General features: G+C 67.7%; 26 protein-coding genes, 1 other RNA gene and 1 pseudogene. 10 read left to right on the plus strand and 18 right to left on the minus strand.

The window, feature by feature from the left end; all coding sequences use genetic code 11:
* Positions 1-364, minus strand: a 364-nt coding sequence (locus tag AC6EI8_RS10760) for a TetR/AcrR family transcriptional regulator (protein ID WP_498381913.1), incomplete at its 3' end; no start/stop codon positions are given.
* A gap of 110 nt (positions 365-474) precedes the next feature.
* Between AC6EI8_RS10760 and AC6EI8_RS10765 the strand changes: the two genes are divergently transcribed.
* Together AC6EI8_RS10765 and rocF are read left to right on the plus strand one after the other, a co-directional pair.
* The gene (locus tag AC6EI8_RS10765; RefSeq protein WP_498381914.1) at positions 475-900 is read left to right on the plus strand and encodes a VOC family protein; all 426 of its coding nucleotides are present in this window, start codon (positions 475-477) and stop codon (positions 898-900) included.
* A gap of 90 nt (positions 901-990) precedes the next feature.
* Positions 991-1902: an arginase gene (rocF, locus tag AC6EI8_RS10770; RefSeq protein ID WP_498381915.1), complete on the plus strand. Its 912-nt coding sequence runs from the start codon at positions 991-993 to the stop codon at positions 1900-1902.
* Positions 1903-1975: 73 nt separating this feature from the next.
* On the opposite strand, the gene AC6EI8_RS10775 is transcribed toward rocF, so the two are convergent.
* The 3 genes from AC6EI8_RS10775 to AC6EI8_RS10785 all read right to left on the minus strand — a co-directional run bounded on the left by AC6EI8_RS10775 (position 1976) and on the right by AC6EI8_RS10785 (position 5496).
* Positions 1976-3190, minus strand: a complete 1215-nt coding sequence (locus AC6EI8_RS10775; protein ID WP_498381916.1) for an Rpn family recombination-promoting nuclease/putative transposase — start codon at positions 3188-3190, stop codon at positions 1976-1978.
* Between the two features lie 292 nt (positions 3191-3482).
* Positions 3483-3926, minus strand: coding sequence for a DNA polymerase III subunit chi (locus AC6EI8_RS10780; RefSeq protein WP_149317683.1), 444 nt, complete (start codon positions 3924-3926; stop codon positions 3483-3485).
* Positions 3927-3939: 13 nt separating this feature from the next.
* Positions 3940-5496 (minus strand): leucyl aminopeptidase, encoded by a 1557-nt coding sequence (locus AC6EI8_RS10785; RefSeq protein ID WP_149317682.1) that lies wholly within the window; start codon positions 5494-5496, stop codon positions 3940-3942.
* Positions 5497-5683: 187 nt separating this feature from the next.
* On the opposite strand from AC6EI8_RS10785, the gene lptF reads away from it, so the two are divergent.
* The 3 genes from lptF to AC6EI8_RS10800 are packed head-to-tail and all read left to right on the plus strand — an operon-like array spanning position 5684 to position 8481.
* Complete coding sequence (lptF, locus tag AC6EI8_RS10790) at positions 5684-6805, plus strand: LPS export ABC transporter permease LptF (protein ID WP_498381917.1); 1122 nt, start codon at positions 5684-5686, stop codon at positions 6803-6805.
* Positions 6802-7956 (plus strand): LPS export ABC transporter permease LptG, encoded by a 1155-nt coding sequence (gene lptG, locus AC6EI8_RS10795; RefSeq protein WP_149317680.1) that lies wholly within the window; start codon positions 6802-6804, stop codon positions 7954-7956. Before lptF ends, lptG begins: the two co-directional genes overlap by 4 nt.
* Before the next feature lie 3 nt (positions 7957-7959).
* Complete coding sequence (locus AC6EI8_RS10800; protein WP_226108513.1) at positions 7960-8481, plus strand: sirohydrochlorin chelatase; 522 nt, start codon at positions 7960-7962, stop codon at positions 8479-8481.
* 10 nt (positions 8482-8491) lie between these two features.
* Here the strand turns inward: AC6EI8_RS10800 and tam are convergent, their stop codons facing one another.
* On the minus strand, positions 8492-9259 hold the full coding sequence (tam, locus tag AC6EI8_RS10805; RefSeq protein ID WP_150084446.1) for a trans-aconitate 2-methyltransferase: 768 nt from the start codon (positions 9257-9259) through the stop codon (positions 8492-8494).
* Between the two features lie 206 nt (positions 9260-9465).
* On the opposite strand from tam, the gene AC6EI8_RS10810 reads away from it, so the two are divergent.
* Complete coding sequence (locus AC6EI8_RS10810; RefSeq protein ID WP_149317677.1) at positions 9466-10188, plus strand: queuosine precursor transporter; 723 nt, start codon at positions 9466-9468, stop codon at positions 10186-10188.
* 130 nt (positions 10189-10318) lie between these two features.
* Here AC6EI8_RS10810 and AC6EI8_RS10815 read toward each other — a convergent pair whose 3' ends face one another.
* The 4 genes from AC6EI8_RS10815 to tyrS are packed head-to-tail and all read right to left on the minus strand — an operon-like array spanning position 10319 to position 13506.
* Positions 10319-10996 (minus strand): histidine phosphatase family protein, encoded by a 678-nt coding sequence (locus tag AC6EI8_RS10815; protein WP_150084448.1) that lies wholly within the window; start codon positions 10994-10996, stop codon positions 10319-10321.
* A 60-nt stretch (positions 10997-11056) separates the two neighbouring features.
* Positions 11057-11719, minus strand: a complete 663-nt coding sequence (locus AC6EI8_RS10820; RefSeq protein WP_149317675.1) for a YbhB/YbcL family Raf kinase inhibitor-like protein — start codon at positions 11717-11719, stop codon at positions 11057-11059.
* 16 nt (positions 11720-11735) lie between these two features.
* The gene (dtd, locus tag AC6EI8_RS10825) at positions 11736-12254 is read right to left on the minus strand and encodes a D-aminoacyl-tRNA deacylase (protein ID WP_226108515.1); all 519 of its coding nucleotides are present in this window, start codon (positions 12252-12254) and stop codon (positions 11736-11738) included.
* A 10-nt stretch (positions 12255-12264) separates the two neighbouring features.
* Positions 12265-13506 (minus strand): tyrosine--tRNA ligase, encoded by a 1242-nt coding sequence (gene tyrS, locus AC6EI8_RS10830; protein WP_149317673.1) that lies wholly within the window; start codon positions 13504-13506, stop codon positions 12265-12267.
* Between the two features lie 214 nt (positions 13507-13720).
* Here tyrS and AC6EI8_RS10835 point away from each other — a divergent pair, with 214 nt between their 5' ends.
* Both AC6EI8_RS10835 and AC6EI8_RS10840 read left to right on the plus strand, forming a co-directional pair.
* On the plus strand, positions 13721-15097 hold the full coding sequence (locus tag AC6EI8_RS10835) for a M23 family metallopeptidase (RefSeq protein ID WP_498381918.1): 1377 nt from the start codon (positions 13721-13723) through the stop codon (positions 15095-15097).
* Between the two features lie 31 nt (positions 15098-15128).
* Positions 15129-16250 (plus strand): anhydro-N-acetylmuramic acid kinase, encoded by a 1122-nt coding sequence (locus tag AC6EI8_RS10840; protein ID WP_226108517.1) that lies wholly within the window; start codon positions 15129-15131, stop codon positions 16248-16250.
* Between the two features lie 81 nt (positions 16251-16331).
* On the opposite strand, the gene AC6EI8_RS10845 is transcribed toward AC6EI8_RS10840, so the two are convergent.
* On the minus strand, positions 16332-17267 hold the full coding sequence (locus AC6EI8_RS10845; protein ID WP_150084454.1) for a LysR substrate-binding domain-containing protein: 936 nt from the start codon (positions 17265-17267) through the stop codon (positions 16332-16334).
* 206 nt (positions 17268-17473) lie between these two features.
* Here AC6EI8_RS10845 and AC6EI8_RS10850 point away from each other — a divergent pair, with 206 nt between their 5' ends.
* On the plus strand, positions 17474-18271 hold the full coding sequence (locus tag AC6EI8_RS10850; RefSeq protein WP_150084456.1) for a phytanoyl-CoA dioxygenase family protein: 798 nt from the start codon (positions 17474-17476) through the stop codon (positions 18269-18271).
* 170 nt (positions 18272-18441) lie between these two features.
* Here AC6EI8_RS10850 and erpA read toward each other — a convergent pair whose 3' ends face one another.
* From erpA to rplM, 4 genes are all read right to left on the minus strand, one after another.
* The gene (gene erpA, locus AC6EI8_RS10855) at positions 18442-18810 is read right to left on the minus strand and encodes an iron-sulfur cluster insertion protein ErpA (RefSeq protein ID WP_149317668.1); all 369 of its coding nucleotides are present in this window, start codon (positions 18808-18810) and stop codon (positions 18442-18444) included.
* 109 nt (positions 18811-18919) lie between these two features.
* Positions 18920-19333, minus strand: a complete 414-nt coding sequence (locus tag AC6EI8_RS10860) for a bactofilin family protein (protein WP_149317667.1) — start codon at positions 19331-19333, stop codon at positions 18920-18922.
* Positions 19334-19572: 239 nt separating this feature from the next.
* Positions 19573-19965, minus strand: coding sequence for a 30S ribosomal protein S9 (gene rpsI / locus AC6EI8_RS10865; RefSeq protein ID WP_006576929.1), 393 nt, complete (start codon positions 19963-19965; stop codon positions 19573-19575).
* 11 nt (positions 19966-19976) lie between these two features.
* On the minus strand, positions 19977-20405 hold the full coding sequence (rplM, locus tag AC6EI8_RS10870) for a 50S ribosomal protein L13 (protein WP_006576930.1): 429 nt from the start codon (positions 20403-20405) through the stop codon (positions 19977-19979).
* Positions 20406-21137: 732 nt separating this feature from the next.
* Here rplM and AC6EI8_RS10875 point away from each other — a divergent pair.
* Positions 21138-21560: an OsmC family protein gene (locus AC6EI8_RS10875; RefSeq protein ID WP_006576931.1), complete on the plus strand. Its 423-nt coding sequence runs from the start codon at positions 21138-21140 to the stop codon at positions 21558-21560.
* 74 nt (positions 21561-21634) lie between these two features.
* On the opposite strand, the gene rnpB is transcribed toward AC6EI8_RS10875, so the two are convergent.
* The 4 genes and pseudogenes from rnpB to AC6EI8_RS10895 form a co-directional block, all read right to left on the minus strand.
* An RNA gene (gene rnpB, locus AC6EI8_RS10880) (RNase P RNA component class A) lies at positions 21635-21978 on the minus strand.
* A gap of 202 nt (positions 21979-22180) precedes the next feature.
* Positions 22181-23011 (minus strand): annotated as a pseudogene (locus AC6EI8_RS10885) (DUF3025 domain-containing protein); the annotation flags it as partial.
* Between the two features lie 39 nt (positions 23012-23050).
* Entirely contained in the window at positions 23051-24094 is a 1044-nt protein-coding gene (pyrC, locus tag AC6EI8_RS10890; RefSeq protein ID WP_498381919.1) for a dihydroorotase, read from the minus strand.
* An 83-nt stretch (positions 24095-24177) separates the two neighbouring features.
* A partial coding sequence (locus AC6EI8_RS10895; RefSeq protein ID WP_498381920.1) for a glycerate kinase type-2 family protein occupies positions 24178-25289 on the minus strand: 1112 nt, incomplete at its 5' end.

The raw sequence follows: 25289 nt of genomic DNA on the forward strand, positions 1-25289 counted from the left end.
GGCTTTCGCCGGCGCCCAACACCGCCGGACCATCCACCAGCAGCAGCCGCGTGCGTCCGGCCACCGTCATCGCATCGAGATAGGCCTCGCTGCCGGCGATCAGCGCCTTGCGCGGCGAGCGCGTGGCGGGCGCCGCGCGCTCGATCTCGTCGGCCACCGCCCTTGCCTCCTCCTCCAGCACCGCGCGAAACAGCGCGCGCTTGTCATCGAAGTGGTGATAGAGCGCGCCGCGCGTGATGCCGGCGGCCGCGACGATTTCCGGAGTCGAGGTATCGGCATACCCCTTGTCGACAAACAGGGCGCGCGCGGCCGCCAGCAAGGCGCGGCGCGTGGCCTCGGTGCGTTCACGGTTGGTCCGTGGCATTTTTCTTTGCATACATACAGCCTGTATGTTATAACGACAAAAAAGATACAGATTGCATGTTAATGTCATCCGGCCATTTCCCCAAGCGGCCGCACCGAACGGAGTCCGTCATGAAGATCACCAGCTTCTACCCCGTCATCCAGACCGCCGATGTGGCAGCCACGGCGGCCTTCTATCAGCGGCATTTCGGCTTCACGGCGCTGTTCTCGAGCGACTGGTACTGGCATCTGCAGTCGGCGGACGATGCCGGCGTCAACCTCGCCGTGCTCGACTACCGGCACGAGACGATCCCCGTGGGCAGCCGCGCGCCGGTGGCGGGCACCATCCTGAACTTCGAGGTCGAGGACGTCGACACGCTGTACGCGCGGCTGCAGCAGGCCGGCCTGCCGATCCGGCTGGCGCTGCGCGACGAGCCCTTCGGCCAGCGGCACTTCATCACCGCCGATCCCAACGGCGTACTGATCGACATCATCAAGCCGATTCCGCCCTCGCCCGAGTTCGCCACGCAATACGACCCGCGGGCCATGCCGGACTGAGCTCTCCTCCGGGCGGTATCATGGCCCGGTGATCGGCGGCCCCGGACAACGCGCGGGCACCGGCGGCCCCGGATACCGCAAGGAGGGACCATGAAGACAGTGATGTTGATTGGCGCGCCTACCGATGTCGGCGCCAGCACGCGCGGCGCATCGATGGGACCGGAGGCGATGCGCGTCGCCGATATCGCCGGTGCCCTGCTGCGCAATGGGCTCGACGTCGTCGATGGCGGCAATCTGTCCGGCCCGGCCAATCCGTGGCATCAGCCGATCGACGGCATGCGGCACCTCGACGAAGTGGTGGCGTGGAACCGCGGCGTGTTCGATGCCTGCTACGGCTGCCTGCAGGACGGACGCTTTCCGCTGCTGCTGGGCGGCGACCATTGCCTGGCGATCGGGTCGATCAGTGCGGCCGCGCGCCATTGTCGCGACACCGGCAAGAAGCTGCTGGTGCTTTGGCTGGACGCGCACGCCGACGCCAATACCGGCTCCACCAGTCCGACCGGCAATATCCACGGCATGCCGGTGGCGTGCCTGTGCGGCGATGGCCCCACGCCTTTGATCTCGCTGAGCGGCACGGTGCCGGCGGTCAAGCCCGAGCATATCCGGCAGGTCGGCATTCGCAGCGTCGACGCCGAAGAGAAACGGCGGCTGCGAGACCTGAACCTCGCGGTCTTCGACATGCGCTACATCGACGAGAACGGCATGCGCCATACCATGCAGAACGCGCTCGCCGGCATCGACGACAACACCCATCTACACGTCAGCTTCGACGTGGACTTCCTCGACTGCAGCATCGCACCGGGCGTCGGCACAATCGTGATGGGCGGCCCGACCTATCGCGAAACGCAGCTTTGCATGGAGATGATCGCGGACACCGGCCGGCTCGGATCGCTCGACGTGCTCGAACTCAATCCGGCTTGCGACGTCCGCAACCAGACCGCCAGGCTGATGGTGGATTTTCTCGAGAGCCTGTTCGGGAAATCGACGCTGATACGCCAGTGAAGCGTCGGGGGGTCGGAGGATCGCGATCACGCGAAACGCATCGCGACCCAGGCGCCGGCGGGACGGCCGCCGGCTAGCAGAGGAACACGTCATCGAGGCGTTGCGCGTATAGCACGCGACGCGCCCAGTCCTCGATCTGCTGCACCGACGCGGAAAGCACCTTGGCGGCGATGTCCTCGGGCAAGGGACCGAAGCGATGGTCGAGCAGTTTGATCAATAGCTCTGCCCTTACTTCGGCCTCGAGCTTGGCCTTGACCTTCCGCGTGATGTCGCGCTCCAACCGGCGCGCCCACTTTCCATAGCCTTGCGACAGTTCCATATCCAGCTCCATCAGGTTGTGCACTTCGTTGAGATCCAGCGCGGCGGCGCTGAAGTTGGCGGCTCGCGCCACGACCCATGCGGCCAGCGCGGTGTCGAGCGCGGCATTGCCTTGCGCCAGTTCCCTGGCAAGCCGCAACGGCGCAAACACGGCATCCACCGTCGTCGCCTGTTCGAGTCGCATCAGCACGGCGACAAGATTGCGCTGTGTTGCCAGTTCCGATTGGGTATAGGCGCTACGGTCGATCAGGCAGTACTGCAGACTGGGCTGATGGTCCGCGACGCGGCCCGGTACGACCGGAATCATTGCTCCAATGTCCGTCGGCGCACGCCATCGCTCGGTGCCGTTGTAAAGCACGATCGGGAATACCAGCGGATAGCGGTGCCGGCCCCGGCCGCGGCAGCGTCGGCTGACATCGCGATAGAACATGCCGACGTAGGCCAGCATGCGCGCGGCCATATGCGGGTCGTGGCTGCTTTGGAACTCGATCAGCAGGTGGACCGGCTGCTGCTGTCCCGGCACGCGCACCCGCCAGACCACATCGTTCAGGCCCACGCGCAGCCCGTCCGATACGTGGTGCGTCGGCACCATCTCCATGGAATCGAAGTCTGCCGTCTGCAGCCACGGATCCGAGATGAAGTCGCGGATCAGGTCGCGGACGACCTCGCGAAACGCGAACACCAGCTTGTATGAGGCGTCGTGATGACGGCCGGGCGTTCGCAGCCCGTCCCCATTCGCCTCGTCGACGGGCTCGCGTACGTCGAGGCAGGTCGGCCCCGGCAGGCGGCACGGCAAGTGGAAGTCGTGACCGTCATGCCCGGGCGGGATGCGGGAATGGCCGGTGGGATAGCGCAGAGGACCGTACAGCGGATAGCGGCCGGCATGATCGGCAACATGGCGATCGACCGGGTTTCGGTCTGAATGGCGCGGCGGACGCGGCCGCGGCTGGCGAGCAGAGTAGTCGAGCATAGGGCAAGGACACCTGAAGGAAGGACAACGGAACACGGCGGAAGCCGATGCCGTAAGTTGCCAGCCTATGGGCTACGGTGCTTGCCTGAAATGCTGCGAAGTTAACTGGCGGAGACCACTATAGGAAGCGTTCGAAGGGAAGCGCTCGAAGGCGAGCGTTCGAAGGGAGCGCTCGAAGCGAAGCGTTCGAAGGGAGCGCTTGAAGCGAAGCGTTCGAACGGAGCGCTCGAAGCGAAGCGTTCGGAGCGAGCGTTGGAGGGACCGCGCTACGCTGCCCCGAGGGAAGCCGAAGCTAGGCGCCGGCGGCCTCGCCCTGATTGCGTTGCCCGATATCGTGGTGCATCAGCGGATAGCCCCGCTCGCGATATTGGCGATAGCGTTCGCGCCCGGCGGCGCGATCGTCGGCGTCGCCGCCGACCACTTCGATCATGCGTTCGAAGCTGGCGAACTGCAGCGGGATCCTCGTATCCAGATTGATCAGCAGTTCGTGGTGCGGCACCGCGTCGAGCGCGGCGGCCAGCACGATCGGCGTTTCCGCCGCGTGCGGGCTGTCGAGCCCGCAGTGCGGCAGAAAATCCAGCGCCGAGAAGGTCCACAGCTGCGCATCGAGCCGCGCCAGCATCGCTGGCTCGGCATGCACCACGATCTTTTGCCCGGCCCCGTAGGCCTTGCGGATCAGCCGGCAGACATAGCCGAGCTTGTCCGGCACGTTGCTGTGGAAGTCGATGCGCGTCATGGGAGTTGGGAGATCAGCCTGCGCGGTCCATCAGGAATTGCGTCAGCAGCGGCACCGGGCGGCCCGTGGCGCCCTTGGCCGCGCCGCTCTTCCACGCGGTGCCGGCGATGTCCAGGTGGGCCCAGTCGTACTTGTCGGCAAAGCGCGCCAGGAAGCAGGCCGCCGTGACGCTGCCGGCCGGACGGCCGCCGATGTTCGCCATGTCGGCGAAGTTGGACTTGAGCTGCTCCTGGTACTCGTCGTCCAGCGGCATGCGCCACGCGCCGTCCATCGCCTTGCGGCCGGCCTGCACCAGCTGGTCGGCCAGCGCGTCGCTGCGCGCGTACAGGCCGCTGTTGACGTGGCCGAGCGCGATGATGCAGGCCCCGGTCAGCGTGGCGACGTCGATCACCGCGGCCGGCTTGAAGCGCTCGACATAGGTCAGCGCGTCGCACAGGATCAGGCGGCCCTCGGCATCGGTGTTCAGGATCTCGATGGTCTGGCCCGACATGCTGGTCACCACGTCGCCCGGCTTGGTGGCGGTGCCGCTCGGCATGTTCTCGCAGGTCGGAACCACGGCGATGACATTGAGCTTCAGCCCCATCTCGGCCACCGCCTGCAGCGTGCCGAGCACCGAGGCGGCGCCGCACATGTCGTACTTCATTTCGTCCATGCCCTCGCCCGGCTTCAGCGAGATGCCGCCGGTATCGAAGGTGATGCCCTTGCCCACCAGCACCACCGGCGCCTGGCGCGCGCCGCCGCCGTCGTAGCGCAGCACGATGAACTGCGGCGGCTCGGCGGTGCCCTTGGTGACCGCGAGGAAGGCGCCCATCTTCAGCGCCTCGATCTGCTTGCGGCCCAGCACCTCGACCTTCAGCTTGAAGCGGCGCGCGATCGAGCGCGCGGTGTCGGCCAGATAGGTCGGCGTGCAGATATTGGAAGGCAGGTTGCCCAGGTCCTTGGTCAGCTCCATGCCGTTGGCGATCGCCACGCCGCGCACCACGGCCTGGTTCGCGGCCTTGGCCTCGGCCGCATCGACCGCCAGCACTACCTTGCGCAGGCCCAGGGCCTTGTCGTTGTTCTTGGCGCCGTTGCGCTTGAGTTCGGGATGGCGCTCCAGCAGCCGGTAGCCCGCCTCGCGGATCAGCGTGACGGTGGTGATCACGCGCCAGGCGATGTCGCGGGTCGCGCCCTCCGCGCCCTGCCCGGCGGCGCGCGGCGCCGGCTGCGCGAGGCACCACAGGACATTGGCGGCACGCGTGCCGCTCAACGCACGCAACGCGGTACGCACCGCATCGGCGAATGCCTTGTCGCCGAACTCCGCCTCCTTGCCCAGGCCCACCAGCAGCACGCGGGCGGCGCCGATGCCGGCGACCTCGTGCAGCATCAGCTGCGAATTGCGCTTGCCTTCGAAGTCGCCGAGCTTGATCAATCTAGCCACCAGGCCCCGGGTCGCGGCGTCCAGCGCCTTGGCGACGCCGTCCAGGCTCTGGCCCTCGAACACACCGACCACCAGGCAGTCGGTCTTGGTCGCCAGGAAACCATTCTGGCCCGCTTTGCTCAAATCCAGGGCTTTTGTGCTAAATTCCATCGCGCTTCCTTCCAGGGGCTCGTGTAGAACGAAAGCCTCCATTATCCGCGATTTTGCTTCGCGAACTTTTGGCAGTCACTTCCGCAGCGACTGGCCGCCGCTGGCCTGCAGCGCTGACGCCGTACCCTCCGTCAGCCGCCGGCGTGCGCCGCCGCCGCGCTGGCCGGCAGCCCGGAACCGACATCGCATGATTTTTCAACAAGCCTTGCGACGCGAGCTCGCCTACACCGCCGGCGCGGTGTTCCTGGTCATGCTGACCTTCATGCTGACCTCGCTCGTGATCCGTATTCTCGGCATGGCCGCCACCGGCCGTGCCAGCCCCAACGACGTGCTGATGCTGATCGGCCTGGCCGCGCTCGGCTACCTGGCGATCCTGCTGTGCGCGACGTTGTTCATCTCCACGCTGATCGTGCTGACGCGCTGGTACAAGGACTCCGAGATGGTGGTCTGGTTCTCGGCCGGCCTGTCCCTGCGCGACTTCATCAAGCCCGTGCTGCAGTTCGCGGCGCCCTTCGTGATATTGGCGCTGTTCCTGGGCGCCTTCGCCTGGCCCTGGGCCAACCAGCAGAGCGCGCTGTTCCGCGACCGCTTCCAGCAACGCGGCGTGCTGTCGATGATCGCCGCCGGCCGCTTCATCGAGCCGGCCAACGGCAACTACGTGCTGTTCATCGAGAGCATCGACGGCGATATGCGCCATGCGCGCAATGTGTTCGTCGCCAATGCCGAGGCCGGCAAGGTCGGCGTGGCGCTGGCCCATCAGGGCCAGTTCGAGACCATGCCCAACGGCGACCGGCTGGTGGTGATGGAGGACGGCCGCCGCTACACCGGCACCCCGGGCAAGCTGGATTACCGCATCGTCGAGTTCGACCGTTATGCGGTCAAGGTCGACAGCAAGCCGCCCGAGAGCGACGCCAACCTGCCGGTCAAGAGCCGCGACACCATCGAGCTGCTGCGCAATCCGACCAATGAAAACCTCGGCGAGCTGATCTGGCGGCTGTCGCTGCCGATCCTGGCCTTCAACTTCGTGCTGATCGCGATCCCGCTGGCCTATGTCAACCCGCGCCTGGGCCGCTATACGCCGCTGGTGTTCGCCGTGCTGATCTACCTGACCTACAGCAACCTGATCAACCTGTCGCAGGCCTGGGTCCGCTCTGGCTCGCTGCCCTTCGGGCTCGCCTGGTGGCCGTTCCACCTGCTCGCCTTCCTCGGCGCGGTGATGCTGTTCCGCTACCGCCAGCGTTACAGCCTCGGTGGCTGGCGCGCGGTGTTCGGGCTGCGCCGCCGCACCCCGCAGGGAGACCCGGCATGAGGTTGCTGCACGTCTACGAGCGCTACTTCGGCCGGCTGATCTACGGCGTCTTCGCGTTCATCCTGTTCGCGGTGCTGGCGCTGTTCGTGTTCTTCGACATGCTCAACGAGCTGGAGAACGTGACGGCCGGCTACACCTCGCTGGTCGCCTTCTTCCACGTCGTGCTGCAGGCGCCGACCCGAATCTACGAGGTGCTGCCGATCGCGGCGCTGATCAGCGCGATCTATGTGTTCTCGCAGCTGGCGAGCCAGTCCGAATACACGATCTTCCGCGTGGCCGGTCTCAATACGCGGCAGGCGCTGTTCTCGCTGTTCAAGCTGGCGATTCCGCTGGCGATCGCGACGTTCCTGTTCGGCGAGTTCATCGGACCCAAGACCGAGCAGTACGCGCAGAAGGTCAAGCTCGATTCGCTGGGCGCGACGGTGTCGTCGGGCTTCCGCTCGGGCGTCTGGGTCAAGGACCGCGGCAAGGATCCGGCCACCGGCGGCGAGCTGACCCGCTTCGTCAACGTGGCCGGCCTGAAGCCGGACCAGACCATCAATGGGGTGACGATCTACGAATTCGACGGCGACTATCGCCTCAGCGTGATCCGCGTCGCCGAGGAAGGGCGCTACCGCGGCGACCAGTCATGGCAGCTGTCCAAGGTCACGGAAACCCGCTTCGCCGAAGCGCCGCCGCCGGCCGGCGCGCAGCGCGACGGGCTGGCGCCGGCGTTCCGGGCCGAGCGCAAGAGCTTTCCCGACATGACGATGCACTCGGAGCTGACGCCGCAGATCCTGTCGGTGCTGCTGGTGACGCCGGAGCGCATGTCGACGCTGGACCTGTTCCGCTATATCCGCCATCTGCGCGACAACAAGCAGGACACGCAGCGCTACGAGATCGCGTTCTGGAAGAAGGTGGTCTATCCGCTGACGCTGTTCGTGATGATGGCGCTGGCGCTGCCGTTCGCCTATCTGCACGCACGCGCCGGCGCGGTCGGCATCAAGGTGTTCGGCGGCATCATGCTGGGGCTGTCCTTCCACCTGTCCAACACGCTGTTCTCGCACGTGGGCCTGCTGCACACCTGGCCGCCGATCGTTTCCGCGCTGCTGCCCGGCACGCTGTACCTGCTGGTCGCGCTGACCGCGCTGCGCTGGGTCGACCGGCATTGAGCGATGGCCTCGCGCGCCGACCTGCCCAGCGACAAGCCGGCCCGCCAGGCGCTGGTGCTGTTCGCCCACGGCGCGCGCGATGCGCGCTGGCGGGAGCCGTTCGACCGGCTGCATGCGCGACTGACCGCGATGCTGCCCGATTGCGCGGTCCGGCTGGCCTTTCTTGAGCTGATGACGCCGAACCTGCCCGACACGCTGACGCAACTGGCCGCGCAGCAGATCGACGACATCCTGGTGGTGCCGGTGTTTTTCGGCCAGGGCGGCCATCTGCGCCGCGACCTGCCGGCGCTGCTCGACGATTGCCGCGCGCGGCTGGCCGGCATCCGGATCCGCAGCGCGGCGGCGGTCGGCGAGGCCGACAGCGTGCTCGACGCGATCGCCGCCTATTGCGCGGCTGCGCTCGCCGGCGCGACGGGCGATGGTTCTGCCAACGATACCGCCCGCGATTCCGCCAACGCCTCCGCCGGCGATTGCGCCGACGGTCCCGCCGACGCGTCCACCAACCCCCCCGCCGGCAAGAACTGACGCCGCGGCATCATCGCGTCGCCACGATGAACAGCCGCGGAAACGGCAGCAGCACCACCCCATCGACCTGCGCCGGATAGGCTTCGGCGATCGCCGCCGTGTAGCGCGCGAGAAACGCCTCCCGCTGCCCGGCGTCCAGCGGCTCCAGGAAAGGCCGCAGACCCGTTCCCTTCAGCCATTCGACCACGGCCGGCGCGCCCGCCAGCGTGTGGTGATACGTCGTGCGCCAGATATCGACGCGGGCACAGTGGGGCCGCAGCAGGTCGTAGTACCAGCCCGCCGGCGGCAGCGTGGTGCGCGCGGCCGCGGCCTGCGACAGCGCCTGCGCCCACGGACCGTCCCCCGCGACCTCGCGCATCAGCCGATGGGTCGGCTGATCGAGGTTGTCGGGCATCTGCACGGCCAGGCTGCCGCCCGGCGCAAGGCGCTGGGCCAGCGACGGGAACAGCCCGGCATGGTCCGGCACCCATTGCAGCGCGGCGTTGGCGAGTACCAGATCGTACGGCCCCGGATCGCGCCAGGCGCTGATATCGCCGAGCTGGAACTCGAACTGCGGCAGCCGCTTGCGGGCGGCGTCGATCATGTCCTGCGAGCTGTCGAGGCCGACGATCCGCGCGTCGGGATAGCGCGCGGCCAGCACCTCGGTCGAATTGCCGGGGCCGCAGCCCAAGTCGATCGCGCTGCGAACGGTTTGCGTCGGCACGGCGGCGATCAGCTCGCGCGCCGGGCGCGTTCTCTCGTCTTCGAATTGCAGGTATTGGCTGGAGGACCATGTCATGGCGGCGGGCTCCGTGTGGCTTGGCGGTCGAGAATGCCGCAACGATACACCTGGCGCCTCGCGTTCGCATGCGGCGCCAGCGGGGACGGCGGCCTCGCCGGAGCCCCAATGGCCCAAAGCCCCAAAGCACCAGGGGCCTCCAGGCCCCCCGCCAGCCCGCCCTGCCCGCTGCTGGCATAATCGCCAGCAAAAAACCAGGGAACACCATGACCACAACCCGCGCCGCGCCCCGTACCGGACGCGTTTACCGCTACTACGATCTGGTGATGGTGGCCTTCGTCACCGTGCTGTTGTGCTCGAACCTGATCGGCGCGGCCAAGGCGGCGCAGGTCACGCTGCCCTGGATCGGCCCGGTGACCTTCGGCGCCGGCGTGCTGTTCTTCCCGGTCTCGTACATCTTCGGCGACGTGCTGACCGAGGTCTACGGCTATGGCCGCGACCGGCGCGTGGTGTGGGCCGGCTTCGCGGCGCTGGCCTTCGCGACCTTCATGAGCCTGGTGGTGCTGTCGATGCCGGTGGCGCCGTTCATGGCCGACTATCAGAAGAGCCTGGAGGACGTGTTCGGCAACACGTGGCGCATCGCGCTGGGCTCGCTGATCGCCTTCTGCTGCGGCAGCTTCACCAACAGCTACGTGCTGGCCAAGATGAAGCTGTGGACGCGCGGCCGCTGGCTGTGGACGCGCACGATCGGCTCGACGCTGGCCGGCGAGCTGGTCGACTCGTCGCTGTTCTACGTGATCGCGTTCTACGGCATCTGGCCGCTGGAGAAGGTGGTGCAGGTGGCGGTCGCGCAGTACGTGCTGAAGACCGGCTGGGAGGTCGTGATGACGCCGGTCACCTATCGCGTGGTGGCCTTCCTGAAGCGTGCCGAGGACGAGGACTGGTACGACCGCGATACCGACTTCACGCCGTTCCGGTTGCGGGTATAGCGTGGGAGATTGCGCTCGGCAATAACGCCGCGGCACAGCGCTGGAAGTTGCGCTCCGGAATAGCGCCGCGGAATAACGCCGGGGAATAGCGCCGGAGGATAGCGCCGACCGGAATCGGCGCTGCCGTAAGTCACGGCACGCGCCGATCGACCTCGTCCAGCGTCAGCGTGGCCAGGTGGCTGACGTCGGCCCACTGCGCCACGGTCAGCCGGTGGCTGTCGCTGCGCAGGCGATTGACGCTGGCATTGAGCAGCTCGTGCTCGCGCGGCGCTTCCAGCGTCATGCCGGTGGCCTCGCGATACAGGCAGTCAAGCACGCCGCCATGCGCGACCAGCGCGATGCGCTCGCCCGGATGACGGCGCACCAGCGCCAGCACGACCTCGACGGCGCGCTCGTGGAAGTCCCGCAGCGACTCGCCCTGCGGCGGCGCGTAGTCCGGCACGCGCGCCTGCCAGCGGGCGAAGTCCTCCGGCCGCTGCTGCGCGACCTCGGCATAGGTCATGCCCTCGAGCGTGCCGTAGCAGCGCTCGCGCAGGCGCGGCTCGGACTGTACCGGCACGCCCAGCGCTTCGGACAACGGCGCCGCGGTCTGCATCGCGCGCGACAGGTCGCTCGAATAGATCGCGTCGACCGGTTCGCCCGCCAGCGAACTGGCCAGCGCGCGTGCCTGCGCGTGGCCGGTATCGTTCAGCGGGATATCGAGCTGCCCCTGCAGCCGCCGTTCGCGGTTCCAGGCCGTTTCGCCGTGTCGGATCACGATCAGATGGGTGATGGCCAGCAGCGACTGCGGCCCGGGCGTGAACGTCATGCCGTTTCCTTCGCGCGCGCCGGGTGCGCGCTTTTTCTTGGTGTTGGGGCTGCGGCGGCGTCAGCCGGCCGACTGCTTCGCCGCCAGTTTGGGGTTCAGGGTATAGGTGCCGGTCAGGCTGGCCTGGTCGAGCACGTGGCCTTCGATCGCCTCGCGCACCTGCGCGCCGGTGAAGCGGCCCTCGAGCGGCAGGCGGTCCAGATCCAGCGCATAGATCGTGAACACGTAGTGGTGCACGATCGCGTCGTTCCACGGCGGGCACGGGCCGTCGTAGCCGTAGTAGTCGCCCGCCATGTCCTTGTCGCCGGCGAACCAGCTGGTGTAGTCGTTGACGCCGTGGCGCAGGCCGCCCGCGGCCGCGGTGCCGCCGGTCGCCTCCGGACCGGGCTTGCCGCGCGCGATCACGCCGTCGCTGTGCGAGCCGGCCGAGATCGTCGTCAGGCCCGGCGGGATGTCGACCAGCACCCAGTGGAAGAAGTCCACGCGCGGCAGGCTGGCCGGGACTTCGCGGCCTTCCTGGTTGACGTCGTCGCCGCGGCTGGGCACGTCGCGATCGTGGCAGATCAGCACGAACGAGCGCGTGCCCGAGGGCGCGCCTTCCCAGTGCAGGTCCGGATTGCGGTTGCCGGACAGCGTGATGTGGTTGGCGGCATCCGGCACGGCAAAGGCGAACTCGCCGGGAATCGGCGCCATGTCGGCAAAGGCGTTGCTCCAGAGTCTCATGCTTGTCTCCTTGCGCTCAAGGGTTGGCCGCGCGGGGCGGCGTGGATGACGGGGACGGGGACGGGGACGGCGGCGACGGTGGCGGCACCCGCAGCCAGAACGTGACCGGGCCGTCGTTGACCAGGCTGACCTGCATCATCGCGCCGAACTCCCCGGTCTGCACCTCGGGATGCGCGGCGCGCGCGCGCGCGACGAAATGCTCGTACAGGCGGCGGCCGTCCTCGGGCGAGGCCGCCGGCGTGAAGCTGGGCCGCGTGCCGCTGTTGGTATCGGCGGCCAGCGTGAACTGCGACACCACCAGCAGGCCGCCTGGCGTGCCCTTGCCGTCGATGTCGCGCACCGGCAGGTTCATCTTGCCGGCGGCGTCCGAGAACACCCGATAGCCGAGCAGCTTGGCCAGCAGGCGCTCGGCCTCGCTCTCGGTGTCGCCGCGTTCGGCGCAGACCAGCGCCAGCAGGCCGGCACCGATCTCGCCGGTGACCCGGCCATCGACCGTCACGCTGGCTCGCGCCACGCGCTGGATCAACGCAATCATCGGGGCCGCCTCAGGACAGCGTCACGCGCGCGAAACGGCGCTTGCCGACCTGGACCACATAGGTGCCGGCCTCGACCTTCAGCGCCTTGTCGCTGATCTGGGTGCCATCGATGCGCACGCCGCCCTGCTCGATATTGCGGTTGGCCTCGGACGACGACGGCACCAGGTTGGCCTGCTTGAGCAGCTGCGCGATGCCCAGCGGCGCGCCGGACAGGCTGACTTCGGGGATGTCGTCGGGCACGCCGCCGCGGGCGCGGTGGTTGAAGTCCTCCAGCGCCTTGCCGGCATCGGCCGCGCTGTGGAAGCGCGTGACGATCTCCTGCGCCAGCATCACCTTGCAGTCGCGCGGGTTGCGGCCGAGCGCCACTTCCTGCTTCATCAGGTCGATCTCGGACATCGGGCGGAACGACAGCAATTCGTAGTAGCGCCACATCAGGTCGTCCGAGATACTCATCAGCTTGCCGAACATCTCGCTGGGCGGCTCGGTCACGCCGACGTAGTTGCCCTTGGACTTGGACATCTTCTCGACGCCGTCCAGGCCGACCAGCAGCGGCATGGTCAGGATGCACTGCGGCTCCTGGCCGTATTCCTTCTGCAGCTCGCGGCCGACCAGCAGATTGAACTTCTGGTCGGTACCGCCGAGCTCCAGATCGGACTTCAATGCAACTGAGTCGTAGCCCTGCATCAGCGGGTAAAGGAACTCATGGACCGAAATCGGAATCCCAGACCGGTAGCGCTTGGTGAAGTCGTCGCGCTCCATCATGCGGGCGACGGTGTACTTCGCGGCGAGCTGGATCATGCCGCGCGCGCCCAACGGGTCGCACCACTCGCTGTTGTAGCGGATCTCGGTCCTGGACGGGTCGAGCACCAGGCTGGCCTGGCGGTAGTAGGTCTGCGCGTTGGCTTCGATCTGTTCGCGCGTCAGCGGCGGCCGGGTGCTGTTGCGGCCGGACGGATCGCCGATGGTCGAAGTGAAGTCGCCGATCAGGAAGATCACGTGATGGCCGAGGTCCTGCAGCTGGCGCATCTTGTTGAGCACGACCGTGTGGCCGATGTGGATGTCCGGCGCGGTCGGATCCAGGCCCAGCTTGATCCGCAACGGCACGCCGGTCGCTTCGCTACGCGCCAGCTTCTGCAGCCATTCGGATTCGATCAGCAGTTCGTCGCAGCCGCGCTTGGACACTTCCAGCGCGTGCATCACGGACGGCGTCAGGGGGTAGGAGGTCGCGGCGCCGGAGGATACGTCGGTCATGACTTAAGTCGTTGAAATACATGAACATTCGGGCGGACACCGGGGAAGTTTTTGGTATAATCCGCCGATTCGGCCGGCCGGGAGCCATCCCGTAGGCCAACCGCCATTGTAGGCGGCAAACGAAAGACAGCCCGCGCCGCACCTCGGGGGAGGAAGGCAGACACGCACAGATCGTCGCGGCAGCGGAGCCCGAACCAAGGCAGAATTTTACGTGATGTGGTCCAGACTCCGCGAAGTTTTCGCGCGTGAGCTCGTGGTGCTCGTCGATCCGACCCATGCGCTGCATGCGCGCCGCCGCAAGCAATTGACGGCGTCGGTCGCGACCGTCTTTACGCTCGGCATGGCCGCCGCCATGGGCGTGGCACCGCGCACCGCCTACGACGATCCCGACGCGCCCCGCGTGGTCCAGGGCATGCGCCTGCCCGACCTGCGCGAACAGCTCGAGCGCCTGACCGATACCAGCGCCACCTTCGTACGCCAGGAGCGCATGCAGCGCGGCGACACCATCGCCACGCTGCTCAAGCGGCTCGGCGTGGACGACCCCGACGCGCAGGCCTTCATCCACAAGAACCCGACCGCGCGCGGCCTGTTCAAGCTCGAACCGGGCCAGATCGTGCAGGCGGAAGTCGACCAGAGCAATCTGCTGGTCTCGCTGCAGGCCAACATGGGCGGCGACGTCTCGATCTCGCGCCAGCTGGTGATCGAGCGCGCCGGCGACCTGGCCGATCCCGAGTACAAGGCCCGCATCGAGGTCGTCAAGAACGAGCTGCACTACGAGATGGGCTCGGGCACGATCGGCACGGGCGGCTTCTTCAAGGCGATGGACGCGGCCAACGTGCCCGATGAGGTGGTCGACCAGATGATCTCGATCTTCTCGGGCGTGATCGACTTCCACCACGACATCGTCAAGGGCGACCGCTTCCGCATCGTCTACGAATCGGGCTATCGCGACGGGGCCTTCGTGCGCAACGGCCGCGTGGTCGCCATCGAACTGATCAATCGCAACCAGCTGCACCAGGCGCTGTGGTACGCGCCGGACGGCAAGAACGGCGCCTACTACACCTTCGACGGACGCAGCATGAAGCGGCCGTTCCTGCGTTCGCCGGTCGAGTTCTCGCGGATGTCGTCCGGTTTCGGCGGCCGCGACCACCCGCTGCACCACCAGTGGCAGCAGCACAAGGGCGTGGACTTCGCCGCGCCGACCGGCACCAAGGTGTTCGCCACCGGCGATGGCGAAGTCGATTTCGTCGGCCAGCAAAACGGCTACGGCAATATCGTCGTCATCAAGCACCACAACGGCTACTCGACCTACTACGCGCATCTGTCGCGCTTTGCCGGCATCCAGCAAGGGCAGCGCGTGATGCAGGGGCAGCTGATCGGCTACGTCGGCTCGACCGGCTGGGCCACCGGTCCGCACCTGCACTACGAGTTCCGCCACAACGACGTGCCGCAGAACCCGTTGACGATCACGCTGATGGAATCGCCGGCGCTGACCGGACGCGCGCGCCAGCAGTTCCTGAGCTACACCAGCGACATGCTGAGCCGGATCAACGCGCTGCGCACCTACAACGTCGCCTCCAACGGCAACTGACGCGGCACCGAGCGCACCGCCCCACGCCGCGATGTCCGCCACGCGCCCCGAACTCCTGATCGGCCTGATGTCCGGCACCAGCATGGACGGGGCCGACGGCGTGCTGGTGGACTTCGCCGGGGCGCAGCCCCGGGTCCTCGCGGCCAGCCACCAGCCCTTCCCCGACGACCTGCGCGCCGCCTTCGGCGCGCTGCAACAGCCCGGCGACGACGAGATCCATCGCGAGGCGCTGGCCGCGAATGCGCTGGCGCGCGTCTATGCCGACTGCGTGGCCGCACTGTTGCGCGACGCCGCCGTGAAGCCCGACGCCGTCGCGGCGATCGGCGCGCATGGCCAGACCATCCGCCACCGTCCCGGCCGCTACGACGGCATCGGCTATACGCGCCAGAGCCAGCATCCGGCGCTGCTCGCCGAGCTGACCGGCATCGACGTCATTGCCGATTTCCGCAGCCGCGATGTCGCCGCGGGCGGACAGGGCGCGCCGCTGGTGCCGGCCGTGCACCAGGCGCTGTTCGGCCTGGCCGGCGAGACCCGCGTGGTCTGCAATATCGGCGGCATCTCCAATATCAGCGTGCTGCCCGGCGATGGCGGGCCGGTGATCGGCTTCGACTGCGGCCCGGGCAATGCGCTGCTGGACCACTGGATCGCGCGCCATCGCGGCCAGCCCTTCGACGGCAACGGCGACTGGGCGGCCGGCGGCCGCATCGACGAGGCGCTGCTGGCGCGGCTGCTCGACGAGCCCTATTTCAAGCAAACCCCGCCGAAGAGCACCGGCCGCGACCTGTTCCATCCGGCCTGGCTGGACGCGCAACTGCAGGACGCCGAACGCGACCCGCAGCACGTGCAGGCCACGCTGGCGGCGCTGACCGCCGAAGCGATCGCCCGGGATATCCGCCGCCATGCGCCGGACGCGCGGCGCCTGATTGTCTGCGGCGGCGGGGCCCGCAACGGCTTCGTGATGGCGCGCCTGGCGGCCGCCCTGCCCGGCGTCACCGTGCAAACCTCCGACGATTTCGGCGTGCCGGTCCTGCAGGTCGAGGCGCTCGCCTTTGCCTGGCTGGCGCGCCAATGCCTGCGCCGCCAACCGGGCAATATGCCGACGGTGACCGGCGCCGCCGGCCCGCGCGTACTCGGCGCGATTTACCCGCGCTGATCGCTCCGGCGACGCGGCGGTCCCGGCCTCGCGCTTCTCGCGTGCCGTGGACTGGCGGATTGGCGGACCGGCGGACCGGTCTCAGCGGGCCGCGCCGGCCTGCCCCTCCTCGTGCAACGCCACGGCACCCCGTTCCAGCTCGACCCACCGAATGAAGGCCTCCGCCACCGGCGAGGGCCGGATCGATTCCGCCCGCGCCAGCACCACGCGCTGCGGCGTCACGGTCTCGCGCAATGGGCGGCAGGCGATCGGCGTACCGTCGTAGCTGCGATCGCCGGCCGGTCGCGTGCAGGACAGCGCCACGCCATAGCCGTGCGCGACCAGGCCGCGCTGCATCTCGAAGGTCTGCGTGTACTGATGCAGCTGCGGGTACAGGCCGTGGGCCCAGAACAAGGACAGGAAATACTCGCGCGTCTGCGCGATGTCCTCGAGGATCAGGCGCTCGCCGGCCAGCTCGGCAAGGCTGACGTCCGGCTGCGCGGCCAGCGGATGCTCGGCCGGCAGCAGCGCATAGGGGGCCAGCTCGGCAAGGCGCCAGCGCAGCACGCGGTGGTCGAAGCCGAGGTCGTAGGTCAGCGCAAGCTCGGCCTTGCCGGCGTGCAGCGTGCGCGCAACCGTGGCCAGATCCGCCTCGAACAGCGTCACGGCGACGCCGGGATGGCGGGCGCGAAAACCGGCCAGCAGCGCCGGCACATGGTAGGGACCGAGGTCCTGGAAGCAGACCAGCGACAGCTGGCCGCTCAGCGTCGCCGCCTCGCCCTCGTCGGCGCCAATGCCAGCGGCCAGCGCGAGGATGTCGCGGGCGCGCGCCAGCAGCCGTTGGCCCGCCGGGGTCAGCGCCAGTCCGCGGCTGACCTGCCGGCGGAACAGCGGCGTACCTAGGATCTGTTCGAGCTGGCCGATCGCCAGCGACACCGAGGGCTGCGACACATGCCGCACGCGCGCCGCGCCGCTGATGCTGCCCTGCTCGGCGACGGCGACAAAGTATTCGAGTTGGCGGAAGGAGAAGGCGATCATCGCGAGCGTGGCGGGCTGGGCCTGGGGGCCAGGGAGCCGGAACCCGGGACGGGCCCGGGGGGGCGGGGTCGGGGGTCGGGGTCGAGATAGGGGTCGGGGCCGCTTTATAGAGAGAGGCTATATTGAAGCATAGAAAATATATGCTTTCCCTATTCAGAGGGGCCCTCGATACTGTCGTCGCGGACCGATATCACTCAGGGGGAGCCATGGAAATCAGCGCCACGCAGATCGAGACCTACCAGCGCGACGGCGCGCTGGTCCTACGGGGTGCCTTCAGCGGCTGGGTCGAGCGGTTGCGCGAAGGCTTCGAGCAGAACCTGGCGTCGCCGGGGCCGTTTGCCATCGAGAACGTGCGCAGCGGCGAGAGCGGCCGCTTCTTCGAGGACTACTGCAACTGGCAGCGCATTCCCGCCTTCGCGGCCTTCATGCGGGAGTCGCCGGCGGCCGCGATCGCGGGGCAACTGATGCGCTCGCAGGCGGCCCAGGTCTTCCACGAGCACATCCTGGTCAAGGAACCCGGCACGGCCAAGCCGACGCCCTGGCATCAGGACCTGCCCTATTACTGCGTCGACGGCTGGCAGACCGCCAGCTACTGGATTCCGCTGGACCCCGTCACTACCGCCAACACGCTGCGCGTGGTGCTCGGCTCGCATCGCTGGCCCAGGCTGGTACGGCCCAAGCGCTGGGCCAGCAACGACAACTTCTATGCCGGCGACGACGCCTTCATGGAGATGCCCGACGTCGAGGACGGTTCGCACCGGATCCTGACGCCGGAGCTGGAGCCGGGCGACGCGGTGGTGTTCGATTTCCGCACCGTCCATGGCGCCGCCGGCAATACCGGCACCGGACGCCGGCGCGCGTTTTCAGCGCGCTTTCTCGGCGACGATGTGCGCTACATCGCCCGCCCGGGCCGCACCTCGCCGCCCTTCCCGGGCATCGGGCTCGCCGACGGAGAGCGCATGCGCGAGGACTGGTTTCCGGTGGTCTGGCGGGCGACGCAGTAAGACCCGCGGCCGCCGCCGGAAATTGGGGGTAACAGCAGGGGCTGACAGGAGGGGGCAACAGAAGCGGCAACCGAATCGGCAACAGACCGAGCAACCGATGGAGCAATAAAGAGGGGCAAAAAAAAAGCGCACCGGCTGGTGCGCTTTTTCTTTGCCGAGGCGGACTGGCGTCAGACCGAGAACGACGAGCCGCAACCGCAGGTGGTCGTGGCGTTCGGGTTCTTGATCACGAACTGGGCGCCGTTGATGTCTTCCTTGTAGTCGATCTCCGCGCCGACCAGATACTGGTAGCTCATCGAGTCGATCAACAAGGTGACGCCGTTCTTGACCATCGTGGTGTCGTCCTCGTTCACTTCCTCGTCGAACGTGAAGCCGTACTGGAAGCCGGAACAACCGCCGCCCTGCACGAAGACGCGCAGTTTCAGATCGGCATTGCCCTCTTCCTCGATCAACTGCTTGACCTTGTCGGCGGCGCTGTCGGTAAAGACGAACGGGGCCGGCACGTCCTCGGTAACGGGTGCCTCTGCGACTGCGTTCATGGGGTTCTCCTATTTAGATACGCCGGTATTCTAAGCGCACTGGAAAGATCGTGCCGATCCCCCATCGATTCAAGGGGCATGGTTCACGCGCATTTCCGGGCGCGCGGCCTCAGGCGCTTTCTTCGCTGCCTGCGGCCAGTTTCAAGTTGGGCAACTGCTTGGGCTCGGTGTTCCCGAGCGGAACCAGACGGCCCTCGACAATCGCGCCTTGGTGCATTTCCAGCGCCGCGTAATGCACTTCGCCCTGCACACGGGCCTGCGGCTGCAGTTCCAGCAGCTCGGCGGCATGTACCGGACCGGTCACCGTGCCGTTCAGCACCAGATGGCCGACCTTGACCTCGCCCTCGACCACGCCGGTCTCGCTGACCACCAGCATGCTGGGCTGATCGGCCACGGCCAGCACGTTGCCGCGCACGCGGCCGTCGAGCCGCAGGCCGCCCGAGAAGTGGAGGTCGCCTTCGACGACGGTCTGGCGACCGATCAGGGTGTCGATCGTCAACCCTTTCTTCTTCGAAAACAGCATCGCGGCCTCATTGGGAAACTTGGGAAAGCGCCATTGTATCCATGACGATGCATTGTGCGGCCAACTGCCCGTACCACCGTGATGCGGCAACAACGCTGCTGGCAACGATGCTCCAAAGCAAAGGCGCACCAGGCAACGACGCTCCAGACAGCGACGCTACCAAAACAAAAACCGCACGACAGGCGTGCGGTTCTTGCTGGCTGCGCAATCCGGGACAGGATCCCGGCTTGCCCGGCGCATCAACGCTTCGAGAACTGCTTGCGACGACGTGCCTTGTGCAGACCGACCTTCTTGCGCTCGACTTCACGCGCATCGCGGGTGACGAAGCCGGCCTTGGACAGCGCGGACTTCAGAGTGGCGTCATAGTCGATCAGCGCGCGGGTGATGCCGTGGCGCACCGCACCGGCCTGGCCGGTTTCGCCGCCGCCGGTCACGTTGACCTTGATGTCGAAGGTCTGTGCGTGGGCGGTCAGTTCGAGCGGCTGGCGCACGATCATCAGCGAGGTTTCGCGAGCGAAGTACTCGTTGATGGGCTTGCCATTGACGACGATGTCGCCCTTGCCCGACTTGATGAAGACACGAGCCACAGCGCTCTTGCGGCGGCCAGTACCGTAGTTCCAATTTCCGATCATGGATGGCCCCCTTAGATTTCCAGCGCCTTGGGCTGCTGCGCTTCATGCGGATGCTCGGCTTCGGCGTACACCTTCAGCTTCTTGATCATCGCATAGCCCAGCGGACCCTTCGGCAGCATGCCCTTGACAGCCTTCTCCAGGGCGCGGCCCGGGAAGCGCTGTTGCATCTTGCCAAACGTGGTTTCGTAGATACCGCCCGGGTAGCCCGAGTGGCGGTAGTACTTCTTGTCGGTTTCCTTCGTGCCGGTGACACGCAGTTTGGCCGCGTTGACGACGATGATGTAATCGCCCGTGTCGACGTGCGGAGTAAATTCCGGCTTGTGTTTGCCGCGCAGACGGCGTGCCACTTCGCTGGCGACACGGCCGAGGACTTTGTCCGTCGCGTCAATCACGAACCAGTCGCGCTTTACCTCATGAGGCTTGGCGGAAAAGGTTTTCATGATCTTTCCTGAGACTTGTAGAACCTGCCCGTAACATGACTTTCGTCGTCGGCCGGCCCTTTGGACCTGACCTTCCTGCTTGTGTGTGCAGGCTCTCCCTGAGTTCTTCTTCCGCGGGCATGACGGAAAAGCCCTCGATTATACTTGCGGTTCGCCGCCCGGCACAAGCAAACAATGCGTTTGCCGTCAAGAGATCGGGGCATCCAGTGTCTCGCGGACCGCTTTTTCCAGGAAAGGAAGCGGCGCAGGGGCGAAAAAAAACCCAAGCCGCTGAGGCTTGGGTTTGAATCCACCAAAGGAGGAGGGTGGAGGAGACACTGGGAGAACAACGGGACGGGGCCGGCGGTGCGGGCTGGCGTCGGGAAACTGCCTCGGTCGCTTCGACCACCCTTCGCTTTCGCACTCTGGCGGGCCATCGGCGCGCCGTCGTTCAATGGTTGAAATTATACATGACGGCTTGTGCGATGCAAGAAAATTTGCAGTGCGAAATGGCATTTCGTAATGCAAAAAATTGTCACGGCGACGACAGCCAGCAGAAAAGCTTAAAATTCAACAACTTACGGGTAGGCCGAGATGTCATCAAACTGACATCTTAGAGGTTTCCCTCGGTTTTCCGCCCGTTCGAGCGGCAAAGACACCACACGGCGCACGGAAAATTTGAGGAAAATGCAAGCGCTCGATGCACGCGCATCGCAGCATCGAAACGAAACATTGAGAGCAGGAACGAACGAAATGGAATGCAAGGTCACCTGGATGGGCAACGACGGCATGAGCTTCGTGGCGCAGACCGGCAGCGGTCACCTCGTCGCGATGGACGGTGCCCCGGAGGGCGGCGGCCACAACCTGGCGCCGCGGCCGATGGAGATGGTGCTGCTCGGCACCGGCGGCTGCACCGCCTATGACGTGGTGCTGATCCTGAAGCGCGGACGCCACGACGTGCGCGGCTGCTCCGTCACGCTGCAGGCAGACCGGGCCGCCGAGGATCCGAAGGTGTTCACCCGCATCCACTTCAAGTTCACGGTGACCGGCCGCAACCTGAACCCGGCGACCGTCGAACGCGCGGTGCAGCTGTCGCACGACAAGTACTGCTCGGCGTCGATCATGCTGGCCAAGACGGCCGAGATCAGCCACAGCGTCGAACTGGTCGAGGTGTAAGACCGGAAAACTTGATACCGGCGCGTCGGCGCCCTTGAGGCGTTCCCGGCGCGCCGCACCGGGAAGCGAATTCGAAGCGAAGCAGGCCGATAAGCCGGATTCTGTGCGCGACGCACGGGCCTTGCGATCCGCGCGCGCGTGACAACCATTCCTCTAGGCCGACCGTTACCGGCCGGCTCCAGCTCCCTACCCGCAGACTCGGCGGGCCGCTTCATCGTCTGCCTATTTGGGATTGCTCCGGGTGGAGGTTACCGCGTTTCACCCTTCGCACCGGGCAAACCCGGCGCGAAGACTCGTCTCTGTGGCCCTATTCCGCACGTTGCCGTGGATGGCTGTTAGCCACCACCCTGCCCTGTGGAGTCCGGACTTTCCTCCCCTCGCCCGTTGCCGGGCGAGCAGCGGTTGTCTGTCCTGCTTCGCGGGCCGCAGTCTAGCACCTTTGGGTCGATCCCGCCGGTCGCGCCGGCCTCGCCAGTACCGCTTGCATCGCCGATATCGTTGATACCGCCGGGACCGCTGATACCGCCGGGACCGCTGATACCGCCGGGACCGCCGGGACCGCCGGGACCACTGGGACCACTGGGACCACTGGGACCACTGGGACCGCTCGGACCGCCGGGACCGCGGCGGCCGGGGCGGAACACCGTGGTGTCGTCGTAGAAAGCGGGATCGGCATTGGCCGGCCACCAGTGCGGAATGCCGAGCACCGGCAGCGGCGCGAAGCTGCTCCGGCCCCGCAGCCGCGCCTGCGCGAGCATCTCGGCCAGCGGCCCATCCAGCGTCTGCGCCGTGGCCGGATGCGGATTGGCGAGCGAACGGGCGATCGGCCAGGCGTGCGCCGTGATGGACTTGTAGGGTGCGACCAGTTTTTCCAGCAGCGCATGGCCGAACGGCACCACCGCGCAGCGATCAGCCCACGCGCCGCGGCCGTCGACGAACAGTTCGCGCCAGCGAAATCCCCTTAGCGCCGCCTCCAGCCGCGGCTCGGCGCAGACGAACAGCACCGCGTTCTCGTCGAACAGCGTCGCCGCGTCGCGCAACGGCCCGCGCGTGGGCTGCACGCCGTGCGCGGCGATGGCCGTGGCCTGCAGCCGGTTCAGCATCGCCTTCGTGCGCGGGAAATGCAGCCAGATCAGGCCGTTGAAAAAGTCGTGCAGGTTCTCGCGCGTCGGCACCTCGCCGTGCGCGTGGATATGGGCCTCGTAGGCGCTGCCGGGCGGCAGCGCGTGCTGCGGGACGAAGCGCAGCGGCAGACCGGCGGCATTGGTCAGCCCCTGCGCGGCGGCAAAGGCGTCGAGCGCCGCATGAACCGGCCGGCCCTGGCCGACCTCGGCCGCGATCGCGGCGCCCGCCCGCGCGAACGGCGCAAACCAGGGCCGGGACCAATCGACCCGGGCCAGCCGCTGCGCCAGGTCGACGGCAGGCGTGAGGCCCTGGACAGCAGGCTGCAGGCCCTCGACGGCCCGCTCAGCGCTGGGACCGCCCACCGCTCAGGCGGCCAGCGCAGCCTTCCATTGCAGCGTCTCGCCGCCCCGCAGCGGCACCAGCTCCGTCTCGCCGTACGGCAGCGCTTCGGGCAGCTGCCACGGCTCGCGCCGCAGCGTCAGCGTGCCGGTATTGCGCGGCAGGCCGTAGAAGTCGGGCCCGTGGAAACTGGCGAAGCCTTCCAGCCTGTCGAGCGCGCCGGCGGCATCGAAGGCCTCGGCGTACAGCTCCATCGCATGCAGCGCGGTATAGCAGCCCGCGCAGCCGCAGGCGTGCTCCTTCAGGCCGCGCGCGTGCGGCGCGCTGTCGGTGCCGAGGAAGAAGCGCGGGTTGCCCGATACCGCCGCGGCCACCAGCGCCTGGCGATGCGTCTCGCGCTTGAGCACCGGCAGGCAGTAGTAATGCGGGCGGATGCCGCCGATGAAGATCGCGTTGCGGTTGTACAGCAGGTGATGCGCAGTGATGGTCGCGCCGATCGGCCCTTCGGCCTCGCGCACGTAGTCGGCCGCGTCCTTGGTCGTGATGTGTTCGAACACGACCTTCAGCCCCGGAAAATCGCGGCGCAGCGGCGTCATCACGCGCTCGATGAAGACCGCCTCGCGATCGAACAGGTCGATCTCGCTGTCGGTGACCTCGCCGTGCACCAGCAGCGGCAGGCCGACGCGCTGCATCGCCTCCAGCGCCGCGCTGCAGCGGCGGATGTCGGTCACGCCGGCATCGCTGTTGGTGGTGGCGCCGGCCGGATACAGCTTGACCCCATGGACGAAGCCGCTCGCCTTGGCGGCGACGATCTCGTCGGCCTGCGTGTTGTCGGTCAGGTACAGCGTCATCAGCGGCTCGAACGACAGGCCGGCCGGCAGCGCCGCCAGGATGCGGGCGCGATAGGCCTGCGCCTGCGCCACCGTGGTGACCGGCGGCTTCAGGTTCGGCATCACGATGGCGCGGGCGAACTGGCGCGCGGTATCGGGCAGCACGGCAGCGAGGGCGGCGCCGTCGCGCAGATGCAGGTGCCAGTCGTCGGGGCGGGTGATGGTCAGGGTCTGGGTCATGACTTCGGCAAATCGAAAGCGTGGGATTGAGCGGTCGGCCGCGGTCCGCAGCGGCGGCGGCGGGCGGCGTGGACGATTGGCGATTACAGGATCAGGATGGCACGGTAGTCGTTGACGTTGGTGCGGGTCGGCCCGGTCACGACCAGGTCGCCGATCGCATCGAACAGGCCCCAGGCATCGTGCGCCTCCAGCTGGCGGCGCGCCGGCATGCCGGCCGCCTCGGCGCGGGCCAGCGTGCCCGGGTCGGCCAGCGCGCCGGCATTGTCCTCCGAGCCGTCGATGCCGTCGGTATCGGCGGCGATCGCATGCACGTCGGCCACGCCCTCCAGTTCGATCGCCAGCGACAGCAGGAATTCGGAGCAGCGGCCGCCGCGGGCGCGTCCGGCGCCGTCCTTGGGCAGCGTCACGGTGCATTCGCCGCCGGAGATCAGCGCCACCGGCGCGGCAAACGGCGCATTGTACGCGCGGATTTCGCGCACCAGCGCCGCGTAGACGCGCGCTACCTCGCGGGCCTCGCCCGTGACGGTATCGCCGAGGATCACCGGGGTCACGCCGTGCGCGCGGAACACCTCGGCGGCGGCCGCCAGGCTGCCGTGCGCGGTGGCGATCATGCGGTTGTCGACGCGCGCGAACAGCGGATCGCCGGGCTTCGGCGTCTCGGCATGCTCGCCGCGCGCGCCGGCCTCGAGATAGGCCTGCACCGCGGGCGGCACGCGGGCCTCGTAGCGGCGCAGGATCGCCAGCGCATCGTCGTAGGTGCTGGGATCGGCGACGGTCGGACCCGACGCGATGGCGCTGGGATCGTCGCCGGCGACGTCCGAGACGATCAGCGTGGTCACCGGCGCGCGGCTGGCCTGGGCCAGGCGCCCACCCTGGATGCGCGACAGATGCTTGCGCACCACGTTCATCTCGGTGATCGGCGCCCCGCAGCGCAGCAGCTCCTGCGTGGTGGCGCGCAGATCGGCCATCGACACGCCCTCGGCCGGCAGCGACAGCAGGCTGGAGCCGCCGCCGGAGACCAGCACGATCAGCCGGTCCTCGGGCCCGAGCGCCTGCACGCGGGCCAGGATTTCCGCGGCGGCGCGCTCGCCCGCCTCGTCCGGCACCGGGTGGCCGGCCTCGATGACTTTCACATGTTCGGTCGGCAGGCCATGCGCGTAGCGCGTGACGACCAGCCCTTCGAGCGCGACGCCGG

The sequence above is a fragment of the Cupriavidus sp. R6-3 genome (assembly GCF_059772245.1).